General features: G+C 71.7%; 20 protein-coding genes and 1 tRNA gene. 18 read left to right on the top strand and 3 right to left on the bottom strand.

Translation table 11 applies throughout. The annotated features are described in order from the left end of the window. Positions 1–39: 39 nt before the first annotated feature. The 3 genes from ACI3KX_RS10820 (at position 40) to hisS (ending at position 3394) form a co-directional block, all read left to right on the top strand. Positions 40–1200 carry a Na+/H+ antiporter NhaA gene (locus tag ACI3KX_RS10820; RefSeq protein ID WP_363352966.1) on the top strand — a complete coding sequence of 387 codons (1161 nt, stop codon included), beginning with the start codon at positions 40–42 and terminating at the stop codon, positions 1198–1200. Beyond that, entirely contained in the window at positions 1197–1943 is a 747-nt protein-coding gene (locus ACI3KX_RS10815; RefSeq protein WP_404909728.1) for a MazG family protein, read from the top strand. Before ACI3KX_RS10820 ends, ACI3KX_RS10815 begins: the two co-directional genes overlap by 4 nt. 155 nt (positions 1944–2098) lie before the next feature. Further along, positions 2099–3394, top strand: a complete 1296-nt coding sequence (hisS, locus tag ACI3KX_RS10810) for a histidine--tRNA ligase (RefSeq protein WP_404909727.1) — start codon at positions 2099–2101, stop codon at positions 3392–3394. Positions 3395–3410: 16 nt separating this feature from the next. Here the strand turns inward: hisS and ACI3KX_RS10805 are convergent, their stop codons facing one another. After that, positions 3411–4664, bottom strand: a complete 1254-nt coding sequence (locus tag ACI3KX_RS10805; RefSeq protein ID WP_404909715.1) for an APC family permease — start codon at positions 4662–4664, stop codon at positions 3411–3413. A gap of 159 nt (positions 4665–4823) precedes the next feature. Here ACI3KX_RS10805 and ACI3KX_RS10800 point away from each other — a divergent pair, with 159 nt between their 5' ends. Further along, positions 4824–5642, top strand: a complete 819-nt coding sequence (locus ACI3KX_RS10800; RefSeq protein WP_404909713.1) for an SGNH/GDSL hydrolase family protein — start codon at positions 4824–4826, stop codon at positions 5640–5642. Between the two features lie 128 nt (positions 5643–5770). Here the strand turns inward: ACI3KX_RS10800 and ACI3KX_RS10795 are convergent, their stop codons facing one another. After that, positions 5771–6277 (bottom strand): VOC family protein, encoded by a 507-nt coding sequence (locus tag ACI3KX_RS10795; protein ID WP_404909712.1) that lies wholly within the window; start codon positions 6275–6277, stop codon positions 5771–5773. A 93-nt stretch (positions 6278–6370) separates the two neighbouring features. Between ACI3KX_RS10795 and ACI3KX_RS10790 the strand changes: the two genes are divergently transcribed. After that, entirely contained in the window at positions 6371–7129 is a 759-nt protein-coding gene (locus ACI3KX_RS10790; protein WP_404909710.1) for a helix-turn-helix domain-containing protein, read from the top strand. Here the strand turns inward: ACI3KX_RS10790 and ACI3KX_RS10785 are convergent. Then, positions 7114–7629 (bottom strand): DUF4442 domain-containing protein, encoded by a 516-nt coding sequence (locus ACI3KX_RS10785; RefSeq protein ID WP_349427955.1) that lies wholly within the window; start codon positions 7627–7629, stop codon positions 7114–7116. The two genes, ACI3KX_RS10790 and ACI3KX_RS10785, sit on opposite strands and share 16 nt — an antisense overlap. 99 nt (positions 7630–7728) lie before the next feature. On the opposite strand from ACI3KX_RS10785, the gene ACI3KX_RS10780 reads away from it, so the two are divergent. The 13 genes from ACI3KX_RS10780 to ACI3KX_RS10720 all read left to right on the top strand — a co-directional run bounded on the left by ACI3KX_RS10780 (position 7729) and on the right by ACI3KX_RS10720 (position 18817). After that, the gene (locus tag ACI3KX_RS10780) at positions 7729–8085 is read left to right on the top strand and encodes a GntR family transcriptional regulator (protein ID WP_404909709.1); all 357 of its coding nucleotides are present in this window, start codon (positions 7729–7731) and stop codon (positions 8083–8085) included. Next, positions 8075–9094, top strand: a complete 1020-nt coding sequence (locus ACI3KX_RS10775) for a DUF1648 domain-containing protein (protein ID WP_404909707.1) — start codon at positions 8075–8077, stop codon at positions 9092–9094. The genes ACI3KX_RS10780 and ACI3KX_RS10775 overlap by 11 nt, the downstream gene beginning before the upstream one ends. A 31-nt stretch (positions 9095–9125) precedes the next feature. Beyond that, positions 9126–9812, top strand: a complete 687-nt coding sequence (locus ACI3KX_RS10770; protein WP_404909705.1) for an O-methyltransferase — start codon at positions 9126–9128, stop codon at positions 9810–9812. Positions 9813–9899: 87 nt separating this feature from the next. Then, a complete protein-coding gene (gene eno, locus ACI3KX_RS10765) occupies positions 9900–11180 on the top strand; it encodes a phosphopyruvate hydratase (protein WP_349427951.1) in 1281 nt (426 codons plus the stop codon). A 99-nt stretch (positions 11181–11279) separates the two neighbouring features. Beyond that, entirely contained in the window at positions 11280–11768 is a 489-nt protein-coding gene (locus tag ACI3KX_RS10760) for a septum formation initiator family protein (RefSeq protein ID WP_404909703.1), read from the top strand. Positions 11769–11861: 93 nt separating this feature from the next. Then, positions 11862–12380 carry a DUF501 domain-containing protein gene (locus ACI3KX_RS10755; protein WP_404909701.1) on the top strand — a complete coding sequence of 173 codons (519 nt, stop codon included), beginning with the start codon at positions 11862–11864 and terminating at the stop codon, positions 12378–12380. Further along, positions 12377–13654 (top strand): S8 family serine peptidase, encoded by a 1278-nt coding sequence (locus ACI3KX_RS10750; RefSeq protein ID WP_404909700.1) that lies wholly within the window; start codon positions 12377–12379, stop codon positions 13652–13654. Before ACI3KX_RS10755 ends, ACI3KX_RS10750 begins: the two co-directional genes overlap by 4 nt. Positions 13655–13688: 34 nt before the next feature. Further along, positions 13689–15125 carry an NAD(P)/FAD-dependent oxidoreductase gene (locus ACI3KX_RS10745; protein WP_404909725.1) on the top strand — a complete coding sequence of 479 codons (1437 nt, stop codon included), beginning with the start codon at positions 13689–13691 and terminating at the stop codon, positions 15123–15125. 71 nt (positions 15126–15196) lie between these two features. Then, a tRNA-Leu gene (locus ACI3KX_RS10740) sits at positions 15197–15269 on the top strand. A gap of 70 nt (positions 15270–15339) precedes the next feature. After that, on the top strand, positions 15340–15519 hold the full coding sequence (locus tag ACI3KX_RS10735) for a hypothetical protein (protein WP_363352944.1): 180 nt from the start codon (positions 15340–15342) through the stop codon (positions 15517–15519). Between the two features lie 108 nt (positions 15520–15627). Next, a complete protein-coding gene (locus tag ACI3KX_RS10730; RefSeq protein WP_404909698.1) occupies positions 15628–16857 on the top strand; it encodes an alanine racemase in 1230 nt (409 codons plus the stop codon). Beyond that, positions 16854–18167 (top strand): D-arabinono-1,4-lactone oxidase, encoded by a 1314-nt coding sequence (locus tag ACI3KX_RS10725; RefSeq protein ID WP_404909697.1) that lies wholly within the window; start codon positions 16854–16856, stop codon positions 18165–18167. Before ACI3KX_RS10730 ends, ACI3KX_RS10725 begins: the two co-directional genes overlap by 4 nt. Positions 18168–18250: 83 nt before the next feature. Continuing rightward, positions 18251–18817 (top strand): LemA family protein, encoded by a 567-nt coding sequence (locus ACI3KX_RS10720; RefSeq protein WP_349427944.1) that lies wholly within the window; start codon positions 18251–18253, stop codon positions 18815–18817. The last annotated feature ends 5 nt before the right edge of the window (positions 18818–18822 follow it).

Raw genomic sequence — 18822 nt, 5'->3', positions numbered from 1 at the left:
CGACCCCTTCTCACCCCGCGATCCTGTCACGGAGGCTCGATGTCGCTTCTTCGATCCGCCCGCTTTCCCGCCGTCATCCTGCTGGTCGCCGCCGGTCTCGGGCTCTTCGTCGCCAACTCGACGCTGTGGCCCGCCGTCGACGCGGCGATGCACGCCGAGCTCGGCATCCCGGGTGTCTTCGAGCTCACGCTGTCGCACTGGATCAAGGACGGCCTGCTGGCGATCTTCTTCTTCGTCGTCGCCGTCGAGCTGCAGTACGAGCTCACCAGTGGGCAGCTCAACTCCGGCCGCAAGGCGATGCAGCCTGCGATCGCCGCAGCGGGCGGCGTCCTGGTGCCGATCGCGATCTACGCGGCGATGGCGTGGGGGTCGGATGCGACGGCGGGCTGGCCGATCCCGACCGCCACCGACATCGCTTTCGCCCTCGGCGTCCTGGCGGTGTTCGGCAAGGGGCTGCCGCCCGCGCTGCGCGTGTTCCTGCTCGCGCTCGCGATCCTCGACGACATCGTCGGCATCATCTTCATCGCGGTGCTCTTCACCGACGGCGTGAACATCGCCGCGCTCGCCGGAGCCGCGGTCGCGGTCGTCGCGTTCGGCATCCTGAGCAGGCAGCTCGACACCCGCGGGCGCGTCCCGATCGCCGTCCTGCTGGTGCTGCTCGCGATCACGACCTGGGTTCTCGTGTACCTGTCGGGCGTGCACGCGACGATCGCCGGTGTCGTCCTGGGGCTCGCGATGGCGCAGCAGCCCGCGCTCCGGGTGCGGCACGCGCTCGAGCCGTGGGTGAACGTCGTCGTGCTGCCGGTCTTCGCCTTCTCCGCAGCGCTCGTGGTCATCCCCGCGGTGCCGCTCTCGCAGCTCTCGCCGGCGTTCTGGGGTGTGCTGGTGGCACTGCCCGTCGGCAAGGTCGTCGGCATCGCGGCCTTCGGCTGGCTGTCGCTGCGGGTCGCGCACCGGGGGAGTGCGCCGCCGCTCGCGTTCGCGGACCTCGTCGCCGCCGGAGCGCTCGGCGGCATCGGCTTCACCGTGTCGCTGCTGCTGTCGGAGCTCGCTTTCACGGATGCCGCGGCACTGCGCGATCAGGCGACGCTCGGCGTGCTCGCCGGTTCCGTGATCTCGCTCCTGCTGGCCGCCGGCCTCGTATCCTGGCGGGCATGGCACTACCGGCAGCGGGCGACGACCGCATCCGCGACGACATGACCGACGCTCGCCCGCACGATGCGGCGGACCCGCTCCGCGAGGCGGCGGACGTCATGCGCGCCGTCCGCGACCGCTGCGTCTGGACGCAGCAGATCGACCATCGCGCGCTCGTGCCGTACCTCGTGGAGGAGAGCGCCGAGCTCATCGACGCCGTCGAGGAGGGTTCGCGCGATGAGCTGCGCGAAGAGCTCGGCGATCTGCTCTGGCAGGTGCTGTTCCACGCCGAGATCGCCTCGCGCGATGCGGACGCCCCGTTCGACATCGACGATGTCGCCCGCGGGCTGACCGACAAGATGGTGCGGCGGCACCCGCACGTGTTCGGCGACGCCGTCGCGAACACCCCCGAAGAGGTCCTGGTGCACTGGAATGCCGCGAAGGCCGCCGAGAAGAGCGCGCGGACGAGCGTGCTCGACGGCGTGAGCGAGCGGATGCCGAGCCTCGCCCTCGCCCAGAAGCTCCTGTCGAAGGCCGCTCAGGCGGGCGCGCCCCGCCCCGATCCCGCGAGACCCCACGCGGTGGACGAGACCGTGGAGATCTCCCAGGGTCTCGTCCCGCCGTTGTCGTCTCGCCCGGGGGGCGCATCGGTGGACGGCGACCCTCGCTCGGAGTCGGAACTCGGCGATGCGCTGCTGGCGCTGGTCGCGACGGCACGCGCGAACGGCTGGGACGCCGAGCGCGCGCTCCGCGAACGGCTGCGGGGCCTCGAGCGCGACATCCGCGCCGCCGAGGCGATCGGTCGTTGAGCGAGCGAGGAACGAGCGGGACGAAACGCGCTGAGGTGGCGTTCGTCGTGCGGGGGAGGCGTTTCGTCTCGCTTTGCTCGCTCAACGACCTGCGAATGGGCTCGTAGCGCATCTGAAAAGATGGCTCCGTGGCATCCGTCAATCCGCCGCGCGGCATGCGCGACTTCCTCCCCGCTGAAAAGGCCCGTCGCGAGCGCGTGCTCGCCGTCATCCGCGAGCGCTACCGCGCGCACGGGTTCGACGAGATCGAGACGCCGGTGGTCGAGGAGTACGCGCGGCTGCACGCGGGCATCGGCGGCGATAACGAGAAGCTCGCCTACAACGTGCTCAAGCGCGGCCTCGACGCCGACGCCATCCGCGCCGCGGCCGACGACCCCGCGAGCCTGACCGACCTCGGCCTGCGCTACGACCTGACCGTGCCACTCGCCCGGTTCTACGCCACCAACCGCGGCCAGCTGCCGTCGGTGTTCCGCTCCATCCAGATCGCACCCGTCTGGCGGGCCGAGCGGCCGCAGAAGGGCCGCTACCGCCAATTCGTGCAGTGCGACATCGACATCATCGGAGACGGCTCGGCGCGCGCCGAGGCCGAGCTCGTCGTCGCGACGCTCGACACCCTCGACGCCCTCGGGCTCGAAGGCGGCAGTGTGCGGATCAACGACCGCCGCGTGCTCGACTGGATGCTCGACAGCTTCGGCTTCGGCGCCCAGGAGCGCCCCGGCGTGCTGATCACGATCGACAAGCTCGACAAGATCGGGCCCGAGGGGATCGTCGCCGAGCTGCGCGAGCGGGCCCTTCGACAGGCTCAGGGACCGGAGTCGGCGGCGATCGACGCGTTCGAGGCGTTCCTGCGCCGCCCGGTGACCCTCGAGTACCACCCGTACGGCGAGCGCCAGATCCGCAAGGCGCTGCCGGCGGACGCCCCCGACCAGATCGTGGCGCACCTCGTCGGCATCGGCGAGGCGGCGGCCGCGGCGCGTGCCGCCACGGCGGGCGACGAGCTCGCCGGCGACATCCCGCTCGTGTTCGATCCCTTCCTGGTGCGCGGCATGGGGTATTACACCGGCACCATCTTCGAGCTGGCCCACCCCTCGGTCGACTACTCGCTCGGCGGCGGCGGCCGCTACGACGGCATGATCGGCCGGTTCCTCGGGCAAGAGGTGCCCGCGGTCGGCTTCTCCATCGGATTCGAGCGGATCGTCGACCTCGTCGCGGAGCGGACGGATGCGGCTGCACCGGCCGTCGTGCTGGTCCACGACCGCGACGTGCCGGAGGCCGGCCTCCTCGCGCTCAAGGCCGGGCTCGTGCGACAGGGTTCGCGGGTGCGGCTGGAGCAGCGGACGAAGAACCTCAAGGCGCTGCTCGAGCGCGCAGCGTCCGACGGCTACACGGCGTTCGCGACCGTGACGGCGGGCACGACGGCCGACGATCTCGAGGTCAAGCCGCTCGCCTGAGCCACGTGGCGCGAGATCAGTCGCGCCGCGCGACGCGGAGGCGGATCGCCCGGTACAGCACGCCCGCGGCGACCACGATCACGCCCCCCACCACGGACTGCCAGGGCAGCGTCGCCGCCAGGACGAGGCATCCGATCGCGCCGATGATCTGCAGAGCCATCGGGTAGCGCCGCGCGTCGGGCCCCTGACGGAAGGCGGCGACGTTCGCGACGAAGTAGTACAGGAGCACGCCGAACGACGAGAAGCCGATCGCTCCCCGCAGGTCGACGAGGGCGACCAGTGCCACCGCCACCAACGCCGCGGCCACCTCTGCGCGGTGCGGAACGCCCCACCGCGGATGAACCCGGTCGAGGAGGCGGGGCAGATCGCCCTCGCGCGACATCGCGAACGCTGTGCGACTCACCCCCGCGATGAGTGCGAGCAGCGCGCCGAGCGAGGCGGCCGCGGCGCCGACGCGCACGACCACGCCGATCCAGCCCCATCCCGATCGCGCGGCGGCGTCGGCCACCGGCTCCGTCGACGCGGCGACTCCGGCCGGGCCCAGCGCGCTCAGCACCGCGACGGCCACGACCGCGTATACCGCGAGTGCGACCAGGAACGCGATCACGATCGCGCGCGGGATCACCCGCCGGGGATCGCGCACCTCCTCGCCCATGGTGGCGATGCGCGCGTAGCCGGCGAAGGCGAAGAACAGCAGGCCGGCGGACTGCAGGATGCCGTAGCCGCCGCCCTCCCATACCGTCTCGGCCGAGAACCAGCCCGGGGCGGCGTCCGCCGAGAAGGCGGCCGTCACGGCGGCGGCCAGGGCACCCAGCGAGATGACGACGATCACGCGGGCGGCGCCGGCCGTGCGGGTCACGCCGAACCAGTTGACCGCCGTCAGGGCGACCACGGCCACGATCGCGACGGGACGCTCCCATCCGGCGGGGGCGACGTAGGCGGCGAACGTCAGCGCCATGGCTGCGCAGCTGGCGATCTTGCCGACGACGAAACCCCATCCCGCGACGAACCCCCACCACGGGCCGAGCTCGGCGCGACCATAGTAGTACGTCCCGCCCGAGGTCGGGTGCGCGGCCGCGAGCTGCGCCGACGAGGTGGCATTGCCGAATGCCACGATCGCGGCGATCGCCAGACCGATCAGCAGGCCCGTGCCGGCCGCATCCGCCGCCGGCGCCCACACGGCGAACACGCCGGCGCCGATCATCGAGCCCAGGCCGATGAAGACGGCGTCGCCGAGGCCGAGCCGGCGCTGCAGGGAGGAGGACGTCACGCGCGAACTCTAGCGCTCTCGCGCGAACGCGGATCCGGGCGTGCACGGCCCGCTCCGACCGGCCAGGATGGCCGAAGTCGGCGCGTCCGGGCCCGCGTCGCCCCCGGTGCGTCACCGGGATGACGGCATCCGTTCATCCGGGTGCTGTGGCATGACGCCATGCCACGCACGCACGACGCCGACCCGGGCGCCGTCGCCGCAGCGTTCGCCGGCGCCGCCCTCGGGGCGGGGCTCGTGCTGCTCGGAGGCCGCGCGATGCTGTCGCGACAGGCGGCAGTCGCCCGCCGTCGCATCGGCAAGCCGCTGGGGGAGGAGGCGCTCGACGCCGACCGCATCTGGGCGCGGCGCTTCGACGGCGAGCCGGTCGAACTCGTCGTGCTCGGCGACTCGATCGCCGCAGGACTGGGCGTCGAGCGCCGCAAGGACACTCTGGGCGCCCGGCTCGCGAAGGGGCTCGCGCGCAAGCTCGGCCGTCCGGTGCGGCTGCGGACGGCCGCGATCGTCGGCGCCGAGTCGTCGGTGCTCGCCGAGCAGGTCGACGGGCTCCCCGCCGGCTACGCGCCCGATGCGGCGGTCATCGTCGTCGGCGGCAACGACATCACCCACCGCGTCCCCGTGCCCACCTCGATCGCGCACCTGGAAGACGCGATCCTGCGGCTGCGAGCTCGGGGCGCCGTGGTGGTGGTCGGGACCTGCCCCGACCTGGGGGCGCTGCGACCGGTGCCGCAGCCGCTGCGCGCGCTCGGCTCGCGCCTATCGCGCCAGCTCGCGGACGCCCAGGCCGATGCGGCATCCCGGTGCGGTGCGCGACCGGTGTCGCTGAGGCGCGCGGTGGGTCCGTTCTTCGTCACCCAGCCCGACGAGATGTTCAGCCTCGACAGATTCCATCCGAGCGCACTGGGGTACCGGCGCACCGCCGAGGCGCTGCTGCCGGCTCTCCTGGCGGAGCTCGCGTCGGTCGGCGCGGGCCAGGACTGACCCCCCATCGACAGGTCAACCGCGCCTCCGCAGGACGTTTTCGCGAACAGATCTCCTGTGGAAGCCCGGTTGACCTGTCGAGGCCTTGCCGGAGCAGCGGGATCACGCGCGGTCCGGGCCCGCCGGCCTCAGCCGGTGGTGACGGACGCCGCCCATTCGGCGACGCGGGCCGCGCTCTCCTCTTCGGAGAGGTCCTCGACGCGCGTCATGATCGACCAGCGCACGCCGAACGGATCGCGCACGCTCGCATAGCGGTCCCCCGACACGAACGTCGAGGGCTCCTCGCGCACCGTCGCGCCGGCGGCCACCGCGCGGGCGGTGACGGCATCGACATCGGGCACGTAGATGCCGATCGAGTAGCAGTCCTCGTCGCCGTCAGGCGGTGCGACCAGCCCGTAGGCGGGGGACGGCTCGCCCAGCTGCAGGATGCCGAGCCCGAAGTCGAGCCCGGCGTGCACGACCGCGCCGTCGAACTCGGTGACGTCGGTCACGCGCGCGCCGAAGACGTCGCGATAGAACTCGAGCGCCTGCTTCGCCCCGCGGATCGCGAGGAAGGGGGTGAGGGTCGTCGCCCCGTGCGGGCGGCCGTCGGTGGTGTGGGCACCGGTCACGCCGGTGGTGTTCTCCGTGGTCATGTCCCCATGCTCACGCGGGGCGGATGCCGCGGGCTTGGAGATTCGCGACACCCTCGGCGGCACCGTGTCGGCGCGCCGCACTAGCGTGAGCCTGTGACGGATCCGACGCGCGGCGTGCTGTACCCCGAGCGCCTGCCGCGCTTCACGCGGCTCGCGCCGCCGGCGGCGGCATCCGATCTGGTGGAATGGTTCTGGTTCCCGGAATGGGACCTGCCCGACGGCGTCGAATCGCGCCAGCCGATCCTCGGCTATCCGGCGGCGAATCTCGCCGTGGAGCCGGGCGGCGTCACGCTGTGGGGCGCCACGACGCGGACGTCCGAGCGAGTGCTCCGGGGGAGCGGCTGGGCCGCGGGCGCCGTGCTGAAGCCCGCCGCCTTCATGCGGCTGCACGATGCGCCGAGCGAACTGGTCGACGGGCACACCGTGCTGGACGAGCCGGAACTCGAGCGGACCGTGTCTGCGGCGATGCCCGATCTCGGGGCCGCGGCCGTGGTCGTGTCGCGGTGGCTGAGCGAGCGCGTCGGTCCGCTGACGCCCGAGGGTCGCCTCGCGAACGCGATGGCGGAGCTCCTGACGTCGGATGCGGAGGTCCACCGCGTCGACGATGCCGCGGAGCGTCTCAAGGTCTCGGTGCGCACGCTGCAGCGACTCGCCCACCGCACGGTCGGAGTGTCGCCGGCCGCGATGATCCGACGCCGGCGGCTGCAGGAGGCGGCGCAGCGCGTGCGCGACGATCCGGATGCCGCTCTGGCCGACATCGCGGCGGAGCTCGGCTACGCCGACCAGGCGCACCTCGCGAACGACTTCCGCGCGGTGCTCGGGTTCACCGCTTCGGACTACCGCGCGCGCTGAGGCGCATCCTCGCTCTGCACGTGGTGCGGGGCGATCTTCGTCGCGGTGACCCGCTTCTTCTCGCGGACGTAGACCTCGCGCCGCACGCGGGCGACGACCTCGCCCTCGGCATCCGTGATGTCGGTCTCGAACCACTCCAGCACCTTGGCGCCGCCATGGGCGCGCTCGCGGAGCTCTTCGGCCTTCTCGCGCGGCACCTCGAACCGGGCCGTGAGCACGCCGCGGCCGGGCTTCACGAACTCGATCTCGCCGCGGGTGTCCCAGACGACGTAGTCGCGGCCGAGCTGATGCATCACGAGCATGAAGTAGTACGGGTCGGTCATCGCCGACATCGACCCGCCGAACGCCGTCTTGACGTAGTTGCGGGTGAAGACGTTGACGTGCAGTTCGACGGTGGCGCTCGTCCAGTCGTCGGCGAACCTCCGCACGCGGATGCCGCTGAACAGGTTGGGGATCCACAGGCTCATGCCGAGAGCGAGGCGTCGGGGGGTCACACGCATGTTCTTCAGGATGACCGAGGCGGGTGAGCGCGGAGAAGTCGATTGGCGGGTCTCCACAAATGTGTTCTTGGGTTGTTCTAGTGATACTAGAATTTACGCATGCTCCTCCGCATCGATCCTGAGAGTGACGCCCCGCTGTTCGCGCAGATCGCCGCGTCGGTGCGGGCGGATGCCGCAGCAGGGCGCGTGCGGCCCGGCGACCGGCTTCCGGCGGCACGCGACATCGCCGCCGCCCTCGGGGTCAACGTGCACACCGTGCTGCACGCCTATCAGGACCTGCGCGACGAAGGCCTCGTCGAGCTCCGCCGCGGTCGCGGCGCCGTCGTGACCTCCCAGGCCAGCACGCTCGAGGACCTCCGCCACGACATCCACGACCTCGTCGCGCGGGCGCGCGCGGCGGGACTCTCATCCGACGCCCTCGCCGCCCTTGTGAAGGAGATCGCCCGTGACCGTTGATGGCACAGCCCCGTCCCGCCCCGCCCTGCGCCGATTCATGCTGGTCGCCGTGTGGCTCCCCGTCGCGCTCGTCGCGCTCGCCGTCGTCGTGCAGCTGCTGCTGCTGCCGCAGGTACCCGCCACGATCGCCGTCCACTGGGACGCCTCCGGCGAGGCGGACCGGTTCGCACCCGCGTGGACGCAGCCGATCGCGACCGTCGTCTTCGGCCTCGGCGTGCCGGTGCTCATCGCCCTCACGTCCCTCCCGGGTCTCCGTCGGGGCGATCACGGACCCACCTACCGCCTGATGGGCGCCACGGCCGCCGCGGTGTCGGCGATGGTGAGCGTGGCGCTGACATGGACGCTCGCGATGCAGGCGGGGCTCGACAGCTCCGCCGACGCGCCCGCGGTGTGGCCAGCCCTCGTCGCGTCGCTCGCCGCGGCGGCCGCCGTCGGCGTGGCGGCGTGGTTCCTCCAGCCTCGTGAGGAGTGGGCGGATGCCGCGACCCCGCCGGCGAGGCCGCTCGCCCTCTCGTCGCACGAGCAGGCGCTGTGGATGCGGACGACCAGCATCGCCCGCGGCGCCGCGATCGCCATCTTCGCGGGGGTGCTCCTCATCGCCGTATCGGCCGCGGTGGCGGGGGTGACCGGCGGGGATCCGCTGCTGGTGTGGCTCCTCGTGGGAACCGCGGTGCTGCTCCTGGCGCTCGCGGCCACCACGCTCGCCTTCCACGTCCGCGTCGACGACAGCGGTCTGCACGTCGAGTCGGTGCTCGGCATCCCGCGATTCCACGTGCCGCTGGCCGACATCGAATCGGCCGCGCGCGTCGACGTGGATCCGATGGGCGAGTTCGGCGGCTGGGGTCTGCGCCTGTCGACCGGGAGGCGCTTCGGCGTGGTGCTGCGCGCCGGGGCGGCGATCGAGGTGCTCCGCCGCAGCGGCAAGCGGTTCGTCGTCACCGTGGACGACGCGGCGACGGGCGCCGCGCTTCTCGAGGCGCTGGTGAACCGGGCGGCTGCGAGGCCTTGACGCCCGGTCCGCGGCCGGATTGGCTGAGGGCATGGCGGCACCCACACCTGACACCTGGCCCACCCCCGAGAAGTGGTCCCGCGTCGACGCGTACCTGACGGAGCTGCTCGTCGGCCACGATCCCGACCTCGAGCGCGCGGTCGCGGACCAGCAGAACGCGGGACTCCCGGCGATCGAGGTCGCACCGGTCAACGGCAAGCTGCTGCACCTCATGGCGCGGATCTCGGGAGCGCGCCGGGTGCTCGAGGTGGGCACGCTCGCCGCTTACTCGACGATCTGGCTGGCCCGCGGCATCCCCGGCGACGGACGCGTCGTGACGATCGAAGCGGAGCCCCGCAACGCGGAGCTGGCGCGCGCGAACCTCGATCGCGCCGGGGTCGGCGAGAAGGTCGAGATCAGGCTCGGTCGTGGCGCCGACGTCCTGCCCACCCTCGAAGGCGACGAGCCGTTCGACCTGGTCTTCATCGACGCCGACAAGGAATCGAACACGATCTACCTCGACTGGGCGGCGAGGCTGGGCCGGCCGGGCACCGTCGTGATGGTCGACAACACCGTGCGCGGCGGCGAGGTCGCCAATCCCGCGACCGAGAATCCGCAGATCATCGGTGTGCAGCGCGGTCTCGAGATGCTCGGCCGCGACCCCCGCTTCGATGCCACGGCCATCCAGACGCTCGACGCGAAGGGCTACGACGGCATCGCGATCGCGCTGGTCGTCTGACCGTCGTCACAAGCCGGCAGCGGGTCAGTAGGCTGAGGGGCGGACCGACGACGCTCCAGCGAATCACCCTAAGCAAGGAGAACCCCTGTGGCACAGATCGAGGCTGTAGGCGCCCGCGAGATCCTCGACTCGCGTGGAAACCCGACCGTCGAGGTGGAGGTGCTGCTGGACGACGGCATCGTCCAGCGCGCGGCCGTGCCGTCCGGCGCGTCGACCGGAGCCTTCGAGGCGTACGAGCTGCGTGACGGCGACAAGACCCGCTACAGCGGCAAGGGCGTTCTGAAGGCCGTCGCCGCCGTCATCGACGAGCTCGGCCCCGCGATCGAAGGCGTCGAGGCGAGCGAGCAGCGCGTCATCGACGAGATCCTCATCGCCACGGACGGCACCGAGAACAAGTCGCGCACCGGCGCCAACGCGATCCTGGGCATCTCGCTCGCGGTCGCCAAGGCCGCCGCCGACTCGGCCGACCTTCCGCTGTTCCGCTACCTCGGCGGACCGAACGCGCACGTCCTGCCCGTGCCGCTGTTCAACGTCATCAACGGCGGCGAGCACGCCGACAACGGCATCGACTTCCAGGAGTACTTCCTCGCGCCGATCGGCGCCGACACGTACGCCGAGTCGCTGCGCTGGGGCACCGAGGTGTACCACGTCCTCAAGGGCGAGCTGAAGGCCGCGGGCTTCGCGACCGGACTCGGCGACGAGGGCGGGTTCGCCCCCGACCTTCCCAGCAACCGCGAGGGCCTCGACTTCCTGATCCAGGCGATCGAGAAGGCAGGCTTCACCCCTGGCACCGACATCGGCGTCGGCCTCGACGTCGCGGCGACCGAGTTCTTCAAGGACGGCGTGTACACCGTCGAGGGCAAGGCATGGTCGGCCGAGCAGCTGACCGACTACTACGCCGACCTCGTCGCGAACTACCCCGTCGTCACGATCGAGGACGCCCTCGCGGAGGACGACTGGGACGCGTGGAAGGCTCTCACCGACAAGATCGGCACGAAGGTGCAGCTCGTCGGCGACGACCTCTTCGTCACCAACCCCGAGCGCCTCCAGCGTGGCATCGACCTCGGCGTCGCCAACGCGCTGCTGGTGAAGGTCAACCAGATCGGCACGCTGTCCGAGACGCTGGACGCCATCGCTCTGGCCACCCAGAACGGCTACCGTTCGATGCTCTCGCACCGCTCGGGCGAGACCGAGGACACCACGATCGCCGACCTCGCGGTCGCCGTCAACGCGGGTCAGATCAAGACCGGCGCGCCCGCCCGCAGCGAGCGCGTGGCAAAATACAATCAGCTTCTGCGCATCGAAGAGGAGCTCGGTGAGGCCGCGGTGTTCGCGGGCCGCGGAGCGTTCCCCCGGTTCAAGGGCTGATGCGCTGACAGCCTGAAGTCGACGTGAGGGGGAGCCGTGGCCAAGACGACGGCTCCCCCTTCTCGTCCCTCGGGTGCGACAGCACCTCGTCGGCGGCCGGTGAGCGCGCGACGCCCCGTCGATGTACGTGGCTGGCTCGGCGGCATCCGCCTCTCGGGCTTCATGGTGATCATGATGGGCCTGGTCGTGCTCGCCGCCTTCGTGCTCGTTCCCACCATCGGCACCTATGTCGACCAGCGTCAGCAGGTGGCCGCGCTCGAGGCGGCCGTGCAGCTCAGCCGTGACGAGGTGGCCGACCTCGAGTCCCAGCGCGAGCGCTGGCAGGACCCCGCCTACATCACCACCCAGGCGCGCGAGCGGCTGTACTACGTCAAGCCCGGCGAGGTCGTCTACCTCGTCGACGACGACCTGCCGCCCGAACTCGCGCCCCAGGAGCAGGAGCCGGTGAGCGACGAGCTCGAGGCTGCCGACGCGGACTGGATGTCGAAGCTCGTCCGCTCGGTGACCGAGGCAGGGCTCGCCCAGACCGTGGCGCCGGTGACCATCGGCGTGCCCGACCTCGAACCCTCGCCCACGCCGACGCCCTGACCGCCCGGGACCGCCGCGACCGCTCAGCGGCGTCGCGGTCCAGCACCGTCCCAGGTGGCGTCGGTACCCTGGGCCCGACCAAGGAGCTGCTCTGTGACGACCCCGCCATACCCCCCTGTCAGCGATGCCGACCTGGCCGTGCTTCGCGAACAGCTCGGTCGCCCGGCTCGCGGAGTCGTGGGGATCGCGGCGCGCTGCGTGTGCGGCAACCCCACCGTGGTGGCCACGTCGCCGCGGCTTCCCGACGGCTCGCCGTTCCCCACGTTCTACTACCTGACGCACCCGGCCGCGACCGCCGCGATGTCGGTCCTCGAGGCAGACCACGTCATGCGAGAGCTCTCCGACGTGCTGGCCGCCGACGAGGAGGTCGCCGCGGTGTACCGGCTCGCGCACGAGGCGTACCTGCGGGACCGCTCCGCGTTCGGCGAGGTGGAGGAGATCGCCGGCATCTCGGCCGGGGGCATGCCGACGCGCGTCAAGTGCCTCCACGCGCTCGCGGGCCACGCCCTCGCCGCGGGGCCCGGGATCAATCCGATCGGCGACCGCGCGCTCGCGCTGTCGTCGTGGTCGCCCGAGCGCTGCGTGTGCGCGCAGCCGGGATCGGGCGGATGATCCGCCGCGCCCTCGCTGCCGTCGCCTCGGCGGCCGTCGCCGCGACGCTGGTCGCGGCGGGGCCCGTGGCCGCCCAGGCGGCTCCCGCCGAGGAAGACCCGATCCGCGCCGCAGAGTACTGGCTGGACGACTACGGCGTCGAGAAGGCGTGGGAGACCACGCGCGGCGCCGGCGTGAAGATCGCCATCATCGACACCGGCATCGGCCGCGGCCCGGTCGAGTTCGACGGTGCCGTCGCCGGCGGCACGGATGTCTCGGGGGTCGGCTCGTCCGACGGGCGCACGCCCCTGGGCGCAGTCGACGCCGATCACGGCAGCTGGGTCGCGTCGCTCGCGGCCGGCCGGGGCACCGGCCCCGCCACCGGCATGATCGGCGTCGCGCCCGAGGCGCAGCTGCTGTCGGTATCGGTCGCCTTCGGCTCGTCCGCGCAGCGGCCTTTCGCCGACCAGATCGCCGACGCGATCCGCTGGTCGGTCGACAACGGCGCCGACGTCATCAACATGTCGCTCACCACGAACGTCCCGGACTGGCCCGAGAGCTGGGACGACGCCTTCCTCTACGCCTTCGACCACGACGTCGTCGTCGTGGTCGCCGCCGGCAACCGGGGGAGCGGCACGACCCGTGTGGGTGCGCCGGCGACCATCCCCGGCGTGCTCACCGTGGGTGGTGTGGACCGCTCCGGGAAGGCCAGTGTCGACGCGTCCACACAGGGCATCACCATCGGCGTCTCGGCTCCCAGCGAGGAGCTCGTCGGCGTGTCGGCCGACTCGACGCTGGTCTCGTGGGACGGCACGAGCGGCGCCGCCCCGATCGTCGCCGGCATCGCGGCGCTGGTCCGCGCCGCGCACCCCGACCTCGATGCCGCGAACGTCATCAACCGCATCGTCAAGACCGCCCGTCCCGCCGCGGGTGCGACCGCCGTGCCCGATGTGCTGTATGGCTATGGACTGGTGGATGCCGCCGCCGCCGTGACGGCCGGCCTCCCCACGGTGACCGCCAACCCGATGGGCAGCCTCGAGGACTGGGTGCGGCTGTATCGCCGGGCCCCCGTCGCGCCCATGCCGGAGGAGCCGGCGCCGAGCGTCGAGGTTCCGGCGCTCCCCGACGCGGATGCCGCGACGCGCGTCTCCTCGCCGCTGCTGCCGGACCGGGACACCGTGGTGTACGGCAGCCTGCCGCTCCTGTTGGTCACAGCGACGGCTATACTGGTGGCGCTCGGCGTCACCGCTGCTGTCCGACGCATCCGATTGGCGTCCCGCGCGCCGAGCCGCTGACACAGGAGGAGTACTCCAAACCGTGACCAACACCGTGCCCAAGATCCTCATCGTCGGTGGCGGATACGCAGGCTTCTACACGGCCTGGAAGCTCGAGAAGCATCTGCGCAAGGGCGAGGCGGAAGTGACGATCGTCGATCCGCTGCCCTACATGACCTACCAGCCGTTCCTCCCCGAGGTCGCGGCCGGCTCGATCGAGGCGCGCCACTCCGTCGTGGCCCTGCGCCGCCACCTCAAGCGCACCAACGTCGTGGCCGCCAAGGTGACCGGCATCAACCACGCCGGCAAGGTCGCCACGATCACCCCGATCGCCGGCGAGCCGTACGAGTTCGAGTACGACCAGATCGTCGTCACCGCCGGCGCGGTCTCGCGCACCTTCCCGATCCCGGGAATCGCCGACAACGCCATCGGGCTGAAGACGATCGAAGAGGCCGTCGCCATCCGCGACAGGCTGATGTCGAACTTCGACAAGGCGTCGACGCTTCCTCCCGGTCCCGATCGCGATCGCCTCCTCACCGTCGTGGTGGTCGGCGGCGGGTTCGCCGGCATCGAGGTGTTCGCCGAGCTGCGTTCGCTCGCCTCGTCGCTGGTCAAGAGCTACCCGCAGATCACGTTCGACGACACGCACTTCCACCTCATCGAGGCCATGAGCCGCATCATGCCCGAGGTGTCGCTGAAGACGAGCGAGTGGGTGCTCAAGAACCTCGCCCAGCGCGGCGCATCGGTCCACCTCGACACGCAGGTCACCGGTGCCGTGGGCGGCAACATCGAGCTCTCCACGGGCGAGACCATCCCCAGCGACCTCATCATCTGGACCGCCGGCGTCATGGCGAACCCCACGGTGGTGCGCGGCGGCGACCTCCCCGTCGAAGAGCGCGGTCGCATCCGCACCCGCGCCGACCTGCGGGTGGGCAGCGAGGACGAGGTCGTCGAGGGTGCCTGGGCGGCCGGCGACGTGTCGGCCGTGCCCGACCTCACCGGCGGCGGCGTGGGCGGCTACTGCGTGCCCAACGCCCAGCACGCAGTGCGCCAGGCGAAGCTCCTCGCGAAGAACCTCGTGGGCGTGCTGCGCGGCGAGCTGCCGCGCGAGTACTACCACAAGAACCTCGGCGCCGTCGCGGGCCTCGGCCTCTGGGTCGGTGTGTTCCAGTCGGGCAAGCTCGCGCTCAAGGGACCCATCGCGTGGCTCGCGCACCGCGGCTACCACGGCCTGGCGATGCCGTCGTGGGAGCGCAAGTGGCGCGTGCTGTGGGGCTGGTGGAACAACTTCTGGCTCGGCCGCGACATGGTGAACCTGTCGACGGTGCAGAACCCTCGTTACGTATTCGAAGAGTTCGCAGCGCGTCCGCGTCCGCCGCAGCCCGTCGAGGCGCCGGTCGAGACCGCCGCCGTGGCTGCGCCGGCCAAGAAGGCCCCTGCGCGCAAGCCCGCCGCGAAGGCCGCCGACGCCGAGAAGGTCGCCGCGAAGTAGGTTCGCAGGATGCCGCAGGCCCGTCTGAGAAGATGAGCCTGCGGCATTCGCGTTCCCGGCGGAACGCGGGGGCCCCCGTAGCCCAACGGCAGAGGCAGGCGACTTAAAATCGCTCGAGTGTGGGTTCGAATCCCACCGGGGGCACCGGCTCCGCGCCCTCGCGCTGCCCGAGAAGACGCGTTAGCCTGGGCAAAAGCGGCGAAGGGTCCCCGACATGGTCGAAAACAGCACGGGCGGTCGGAGCGCGCACGAGCAGAGCGCGAGCGAGCAGAAGGTGCCGAAGAGCGGCTGGTGGTGGAAGCTCACCGCGCTGCTTCTCGGGGCCCCGCCGATCGCGGTGTACGGGGCCGAGGACGAGGTCGAGCAGGAGCGCGCCGAGAGGGCGCAGGACTGACCCCCTCGTCGGCTGTCGCACGCCTGCGAATGCTGACGCGATCCGGTCATCGAGCGCATCCGCGGCACCATAGGCTGGTGCGATGCGCACGCACCCGAAGCGAGCCGTATGAGTCTCGATCTGCTGTCCACACCCACGGCGAAGAAGTCCTGGGCCCATCCCGCGTCCTACTGGGGCGCGATGACCCATGCCCTCGCCGAGATCAGCGGCCCCGTCGCCGCCATCAACGCCGCGGCCCTGCGCTACAACGCCCTCGATCTGGTCGTGCGGGCCGGAGGCGTCCCCATCCGCGTGGCGAGCAAGTCGGTGCGGGTGCGCGAGGTCCTCGACGCGGTGCTGGCGCTGCCGGGGTACGCGGGCGTCCTCGCCTTCACCCTTCCCGAGGCGCTGTGGCTCGCTGAGACCATGGACGACATCGTCCTCGGCTACCCGACGGTCGACCGCGCGGCGATTGCCGCCCTCGCAGCCGACGAGACCGCCGCCGCACGCATCACCCTGATGGTCGACGACCTCGCCCAGCTCGACCTGGTCGACGCCATCGCCGCGCCGAGCGCGCGGCCTGAGATCCGGATCGCCATCGATGCGGACGCCTCGTGGCGTGCGCCCGCGCTCGGTCACATCGGCGTGCTGCGCTCGCCCGTGCACGAGGCGGCGGAGGTGGCCGCGCTGGCGCGTTCGATCGCCGCACGCCCCGGCTTCCGGCTCGTCGGCCTGATGATGTACGAGGCCCAGATCGCCGGTCAGGGCGATGCGACGGGGTCGGGTGATGCCGTCATCCGGTGGATGCAGCGCCGCTCGGCCGCTGAGCTGCTCGACCGCCGCGCCGCGATCGTCGCGGCCCTGCGCGACATCGCGCCCCTCGAGTTCGTCAACGGCGGAGGGACCGGGTCGCTCGAGCTGACGGCATCCGATCAGTCCGTGACCGAGGTGACCGCCGGAAGCGGACTGCTCGCCGGCCACCTCTTCGACGGCTACCGCGCCTTCGACCCGGCGCCGGCGGCCGCCTTCGGGCTGGAGGTCGTGCGCAAGCCGGCCCCCGACGTGGCCACCGTGCTCGGCGGCGGGTGGATCGCTTCGGGGCCTGCTCTCGAATCGCGCCAGCCGCGTGCCGTCTGGCCGGCGCAGCTGCGCATGGCCCCCCGTGAGGGCGCCGGCGAGGTGCAGACACCGCTGCGCGGGGACGCGGCACGCGACCTGCGGATCGGCGACCGCGTCTGGTTCCGCCACTCGAAGAGCGGAGAGCTCGCCGAGCGCGTCGCCGCGTACCACCTCGTCGACGGCGACGAGCGCGTCGGCGAGCTGCCGACATACCGCGGCGAGGGGAAGGCGTTCCTGTGACCCGCCCCGGCGGCGTCTGGCGCAACTGGGCGCGGACGGAGTCGGTGCGACCGCAGCGCCTGGAGTTCCCGCCGACGGTGGCGGCGGTGCAACGAGCGGTGGTCGCCGCGGCGGCCCAGCACATCCCCGTCAAGGCGGTGGGGGCCGGCCACAGCTTCACCGGCATCGCCGTGGCACCGGGAGCGCTCCTCGAGCTGCGCGATCTCAGCGGCCTCGTGTCGGTCGATGCGGATCGCGGCCGGGTGACCCTGCTCGCCGGCACGCGTCTGCACCGGATCCCGGCGCTCCTGGCTCCCTTCGGCCTGGCGATGGAGAACCTCGGCGACATCGACAGGCAGTCGATCGCGGGAGCGATCTCCACCGGCACGCACGGCACCGGCGCCCGCTTCGGCGGCATCGCCGCACAGGTGGTCGGCGCGACGCTGGTCACGGCGTCCGGCGACCTGCTCGCCGTGAACGAGGAAGAGAACCCCGAGCTGGTCCCCGCCGTCGCTCTCGGGCTCGGCGCGCTCGGCATCCTGGTCGATGTCACGCTGCAGTGCGTCCCCGCGTACGTCCTGCACGCGGTGGAGCAGCCGGAGCCGCTCGATGACGTGCTGGCGGCGCTCGAGGACCGCGTGGCGTCCGCGGACCACTTCGAGTTCTACTGGTTCCCGCACACCGACCGCGCGATGACGAAGACCAACACGCGCCTGCCCGACGGCGCGCCCCGGCATCCGCTCTCACCGGTGGGCAAGTGGATCGACGACACGCTCGTCGGGAGCGGCCTGCACCAGGTGGCGTGCTCGACGGGCCGGGCGATCCCCGCACTCGTGCCCACCATCAACCGCGTGTCGGCGAAGGTGTGGGGCGACCGGGAGTTCACGGATGCCTCGGCCCGCGTGTTCGCGACCAGCAGGTCGGTGCGGTTCCGCGAGATGGAGTACGCCCTTCCGGTGCCGAACGTGCGGCCGGCGTTCGAGGCGCTCCGCGCGCTCGTCGACGAGCGGGGATGGCGCATCGGCTTCCCCGTCGAGGTGCGCTTCGCCGCGGCCGACGACCGCTGGATGTCGACGGCCCACGGCCGCGCCTCGGGATACATCGCGGTGCACCGGTACTGGCGCGAGGACCCCACGGAGTACTTCGAGGCGGTCGAGGAGATCATGCTCGGCTTCGAGGGGCGACCGCACTGGGGGAAGATGCACACGCTCGGGGCGGAGACGTTCCGCGAGCGGTATCCGCGCTTCGACGACTTCGTCGCGCTCCGTGATCGCCTGGACCCCGAGCGGCTGTTCCGCAACCCGTACCTGGATCGCGTCCTCGGTGGGTAACGGCTGAGAGTACCGGGATCGGCCTCATGCCGCGGGGGCCCGCGTCGGTAGGATGAGGTCACTACCGAACGGAGCCTCGGCACATGGAATGGCTGATCCCAGTCCTTATCGTGGTGGCGCTCGCCGTCATCGTCGGCATCTATCTCTGGGCGACGTACAACTCGCTCGTCCAGCTGAACGTGCGCGTCGATGAGGCGTGGAGCGACATCACCGTCCAGCTCAAGCGTCGAGCGGATCTGCTGCCGAACCTCATCGAGGCCGTCAAGGGGTATGCCACGCACGAGAAGGCCGTTTTCGAGCGCGTGACGCAGGCGCGCGCCGACACGCTGTCGGCGACCGGGCCCGCTGAGGCCGGCGCCGCCGAGGGACGCATGCAGCAGGCGCTGAAGTCCCTGTTCGCCGTCGCGGAGGCGTATCCGCAGCTGCAGGCGAGTCAGAACTTCCTCCAGCTGCAGCAGTCGATCGTCGACACCGAGGACAAGGTCCAGGCCTCGCGCCGGTTCTACAACGGCGGCGTGCGCGAGTTGAACACGAAGATCAAGGTGTTCCCGAACAACATGTTCGCCCGCAACCTGGGGTTCCACGAGCGGGAGTTCTTCGAGGTGATCGACGGCGCCGCCATCTCGGAGCCGCCCCGCGTGCAGTTCTGAGTCGA

The organism is Microbacterium sp. ZW CA_36, assembly GCF_044987475.1.
Taxonomy (GTDB): Bacteria; Actinomycetota; Actinomycetes; order Actinomycetales; family Microbacteriaceae; genus Microbacterium.
Note: the sequence above shows the minus strand (reverse complement) of the source record. Positions and strands in the feature narration are given on the sequence as shown.

What these genes read in the sequence shown, in the direction of transcription:
- ACI3KX_RS10820 (WP_363352966.1), top strand. Translation starts at nt 40, where the DNA reads ATGTCGCTTCTTCGATCCGCCCGCTTTCCCGCCGTCATCCTGCTGGTC.
- ACI3KX_RS10815 (WP_404909728.1), top strand. Translation starts at nt 1,197, where the DNA reads ATGACCGACGCTCGCCCGCACGATGCGGCGGACCCGCTCCGCGAGGCG.
- hisS (WP_404909727.1), top strand. Translation starts at nt 2,099, where the DNA reads ATGCGCGACTTCCTCCCCGCTGAAAAGGCCCGTCGCGAGCGCGTGCTC.
- ACI3KX_RS10800 (WP_404909713.1), top strand. Translation starts at nt 4,824, where the DNA reads ATGCCACGCACGCACGACGCCGACCCGGGCGCCGTCGCCGCAGCGTTC.
- ACI3KX_RS10795 (WP_404909712.1), bottom strand. Translation starts at nt 6,277, where the DNA reads ATGACCACGGAGAACACCACCGGCGTGACCGGTGCCCACACCACCGAC.
- ACI3KX_RS10785 (WP_349427955.1), bottom strand. Translation starts at nt 7,629, where the DNA reads ATGCGTGTGACCCCCCGACGCCTCGCTCTCGGCATGAGCCTGTGGATC.
- ACI3KX_RS10780 (WP_404909709.1), top strand. Translation starts at nt 7,729, where the DNA reads ATGCTCCTCCGCATCGATCCTGAGAGTGACGCCCCGCTGTTCGCGCAG.
- ACI3KX_RS10770 (WP_404909705.1), top strand. Translation starts at nt 9,126, where the DNA reads ATGGCGGCACCCACACCTGACACCTGGCCCACCCCCGAGAAGTGGTCC.
- ACI3KX_RS10750 (WP_404909700.1), top strand. Translation starts at nt 12,377, where the DNA reads ATGATCCGCCGCGCCCTCGCTGCCGTCGCCTCGGCGGCCGTCGCCGCG.
- ACI3KX_RS10735 (WP_363352944.1), top strand. Translation starts at nt 15,340, where the DNA reads ATGGTCGAAAACAGCACGGGCGGTCGGAGCGCGCACGAGCAGAGCGCG.
- ACI3KX_RS10730 (WP_404909698.1), top strand. Translation starts at nt 15,628, where the DNA reads ATGAGTCTCGATCTGCTGTCCACACCCACGGCGAAGAAGTCCTGGGCC.
- ACI3KX_RS10720 (WP_349427944.1), top strand. Translation starts at nt 18,251, where the DNA reads ATGGAATGGCTGATCCCAGTCCTTATCGTGGTGGCGCTCGCCGTCATC.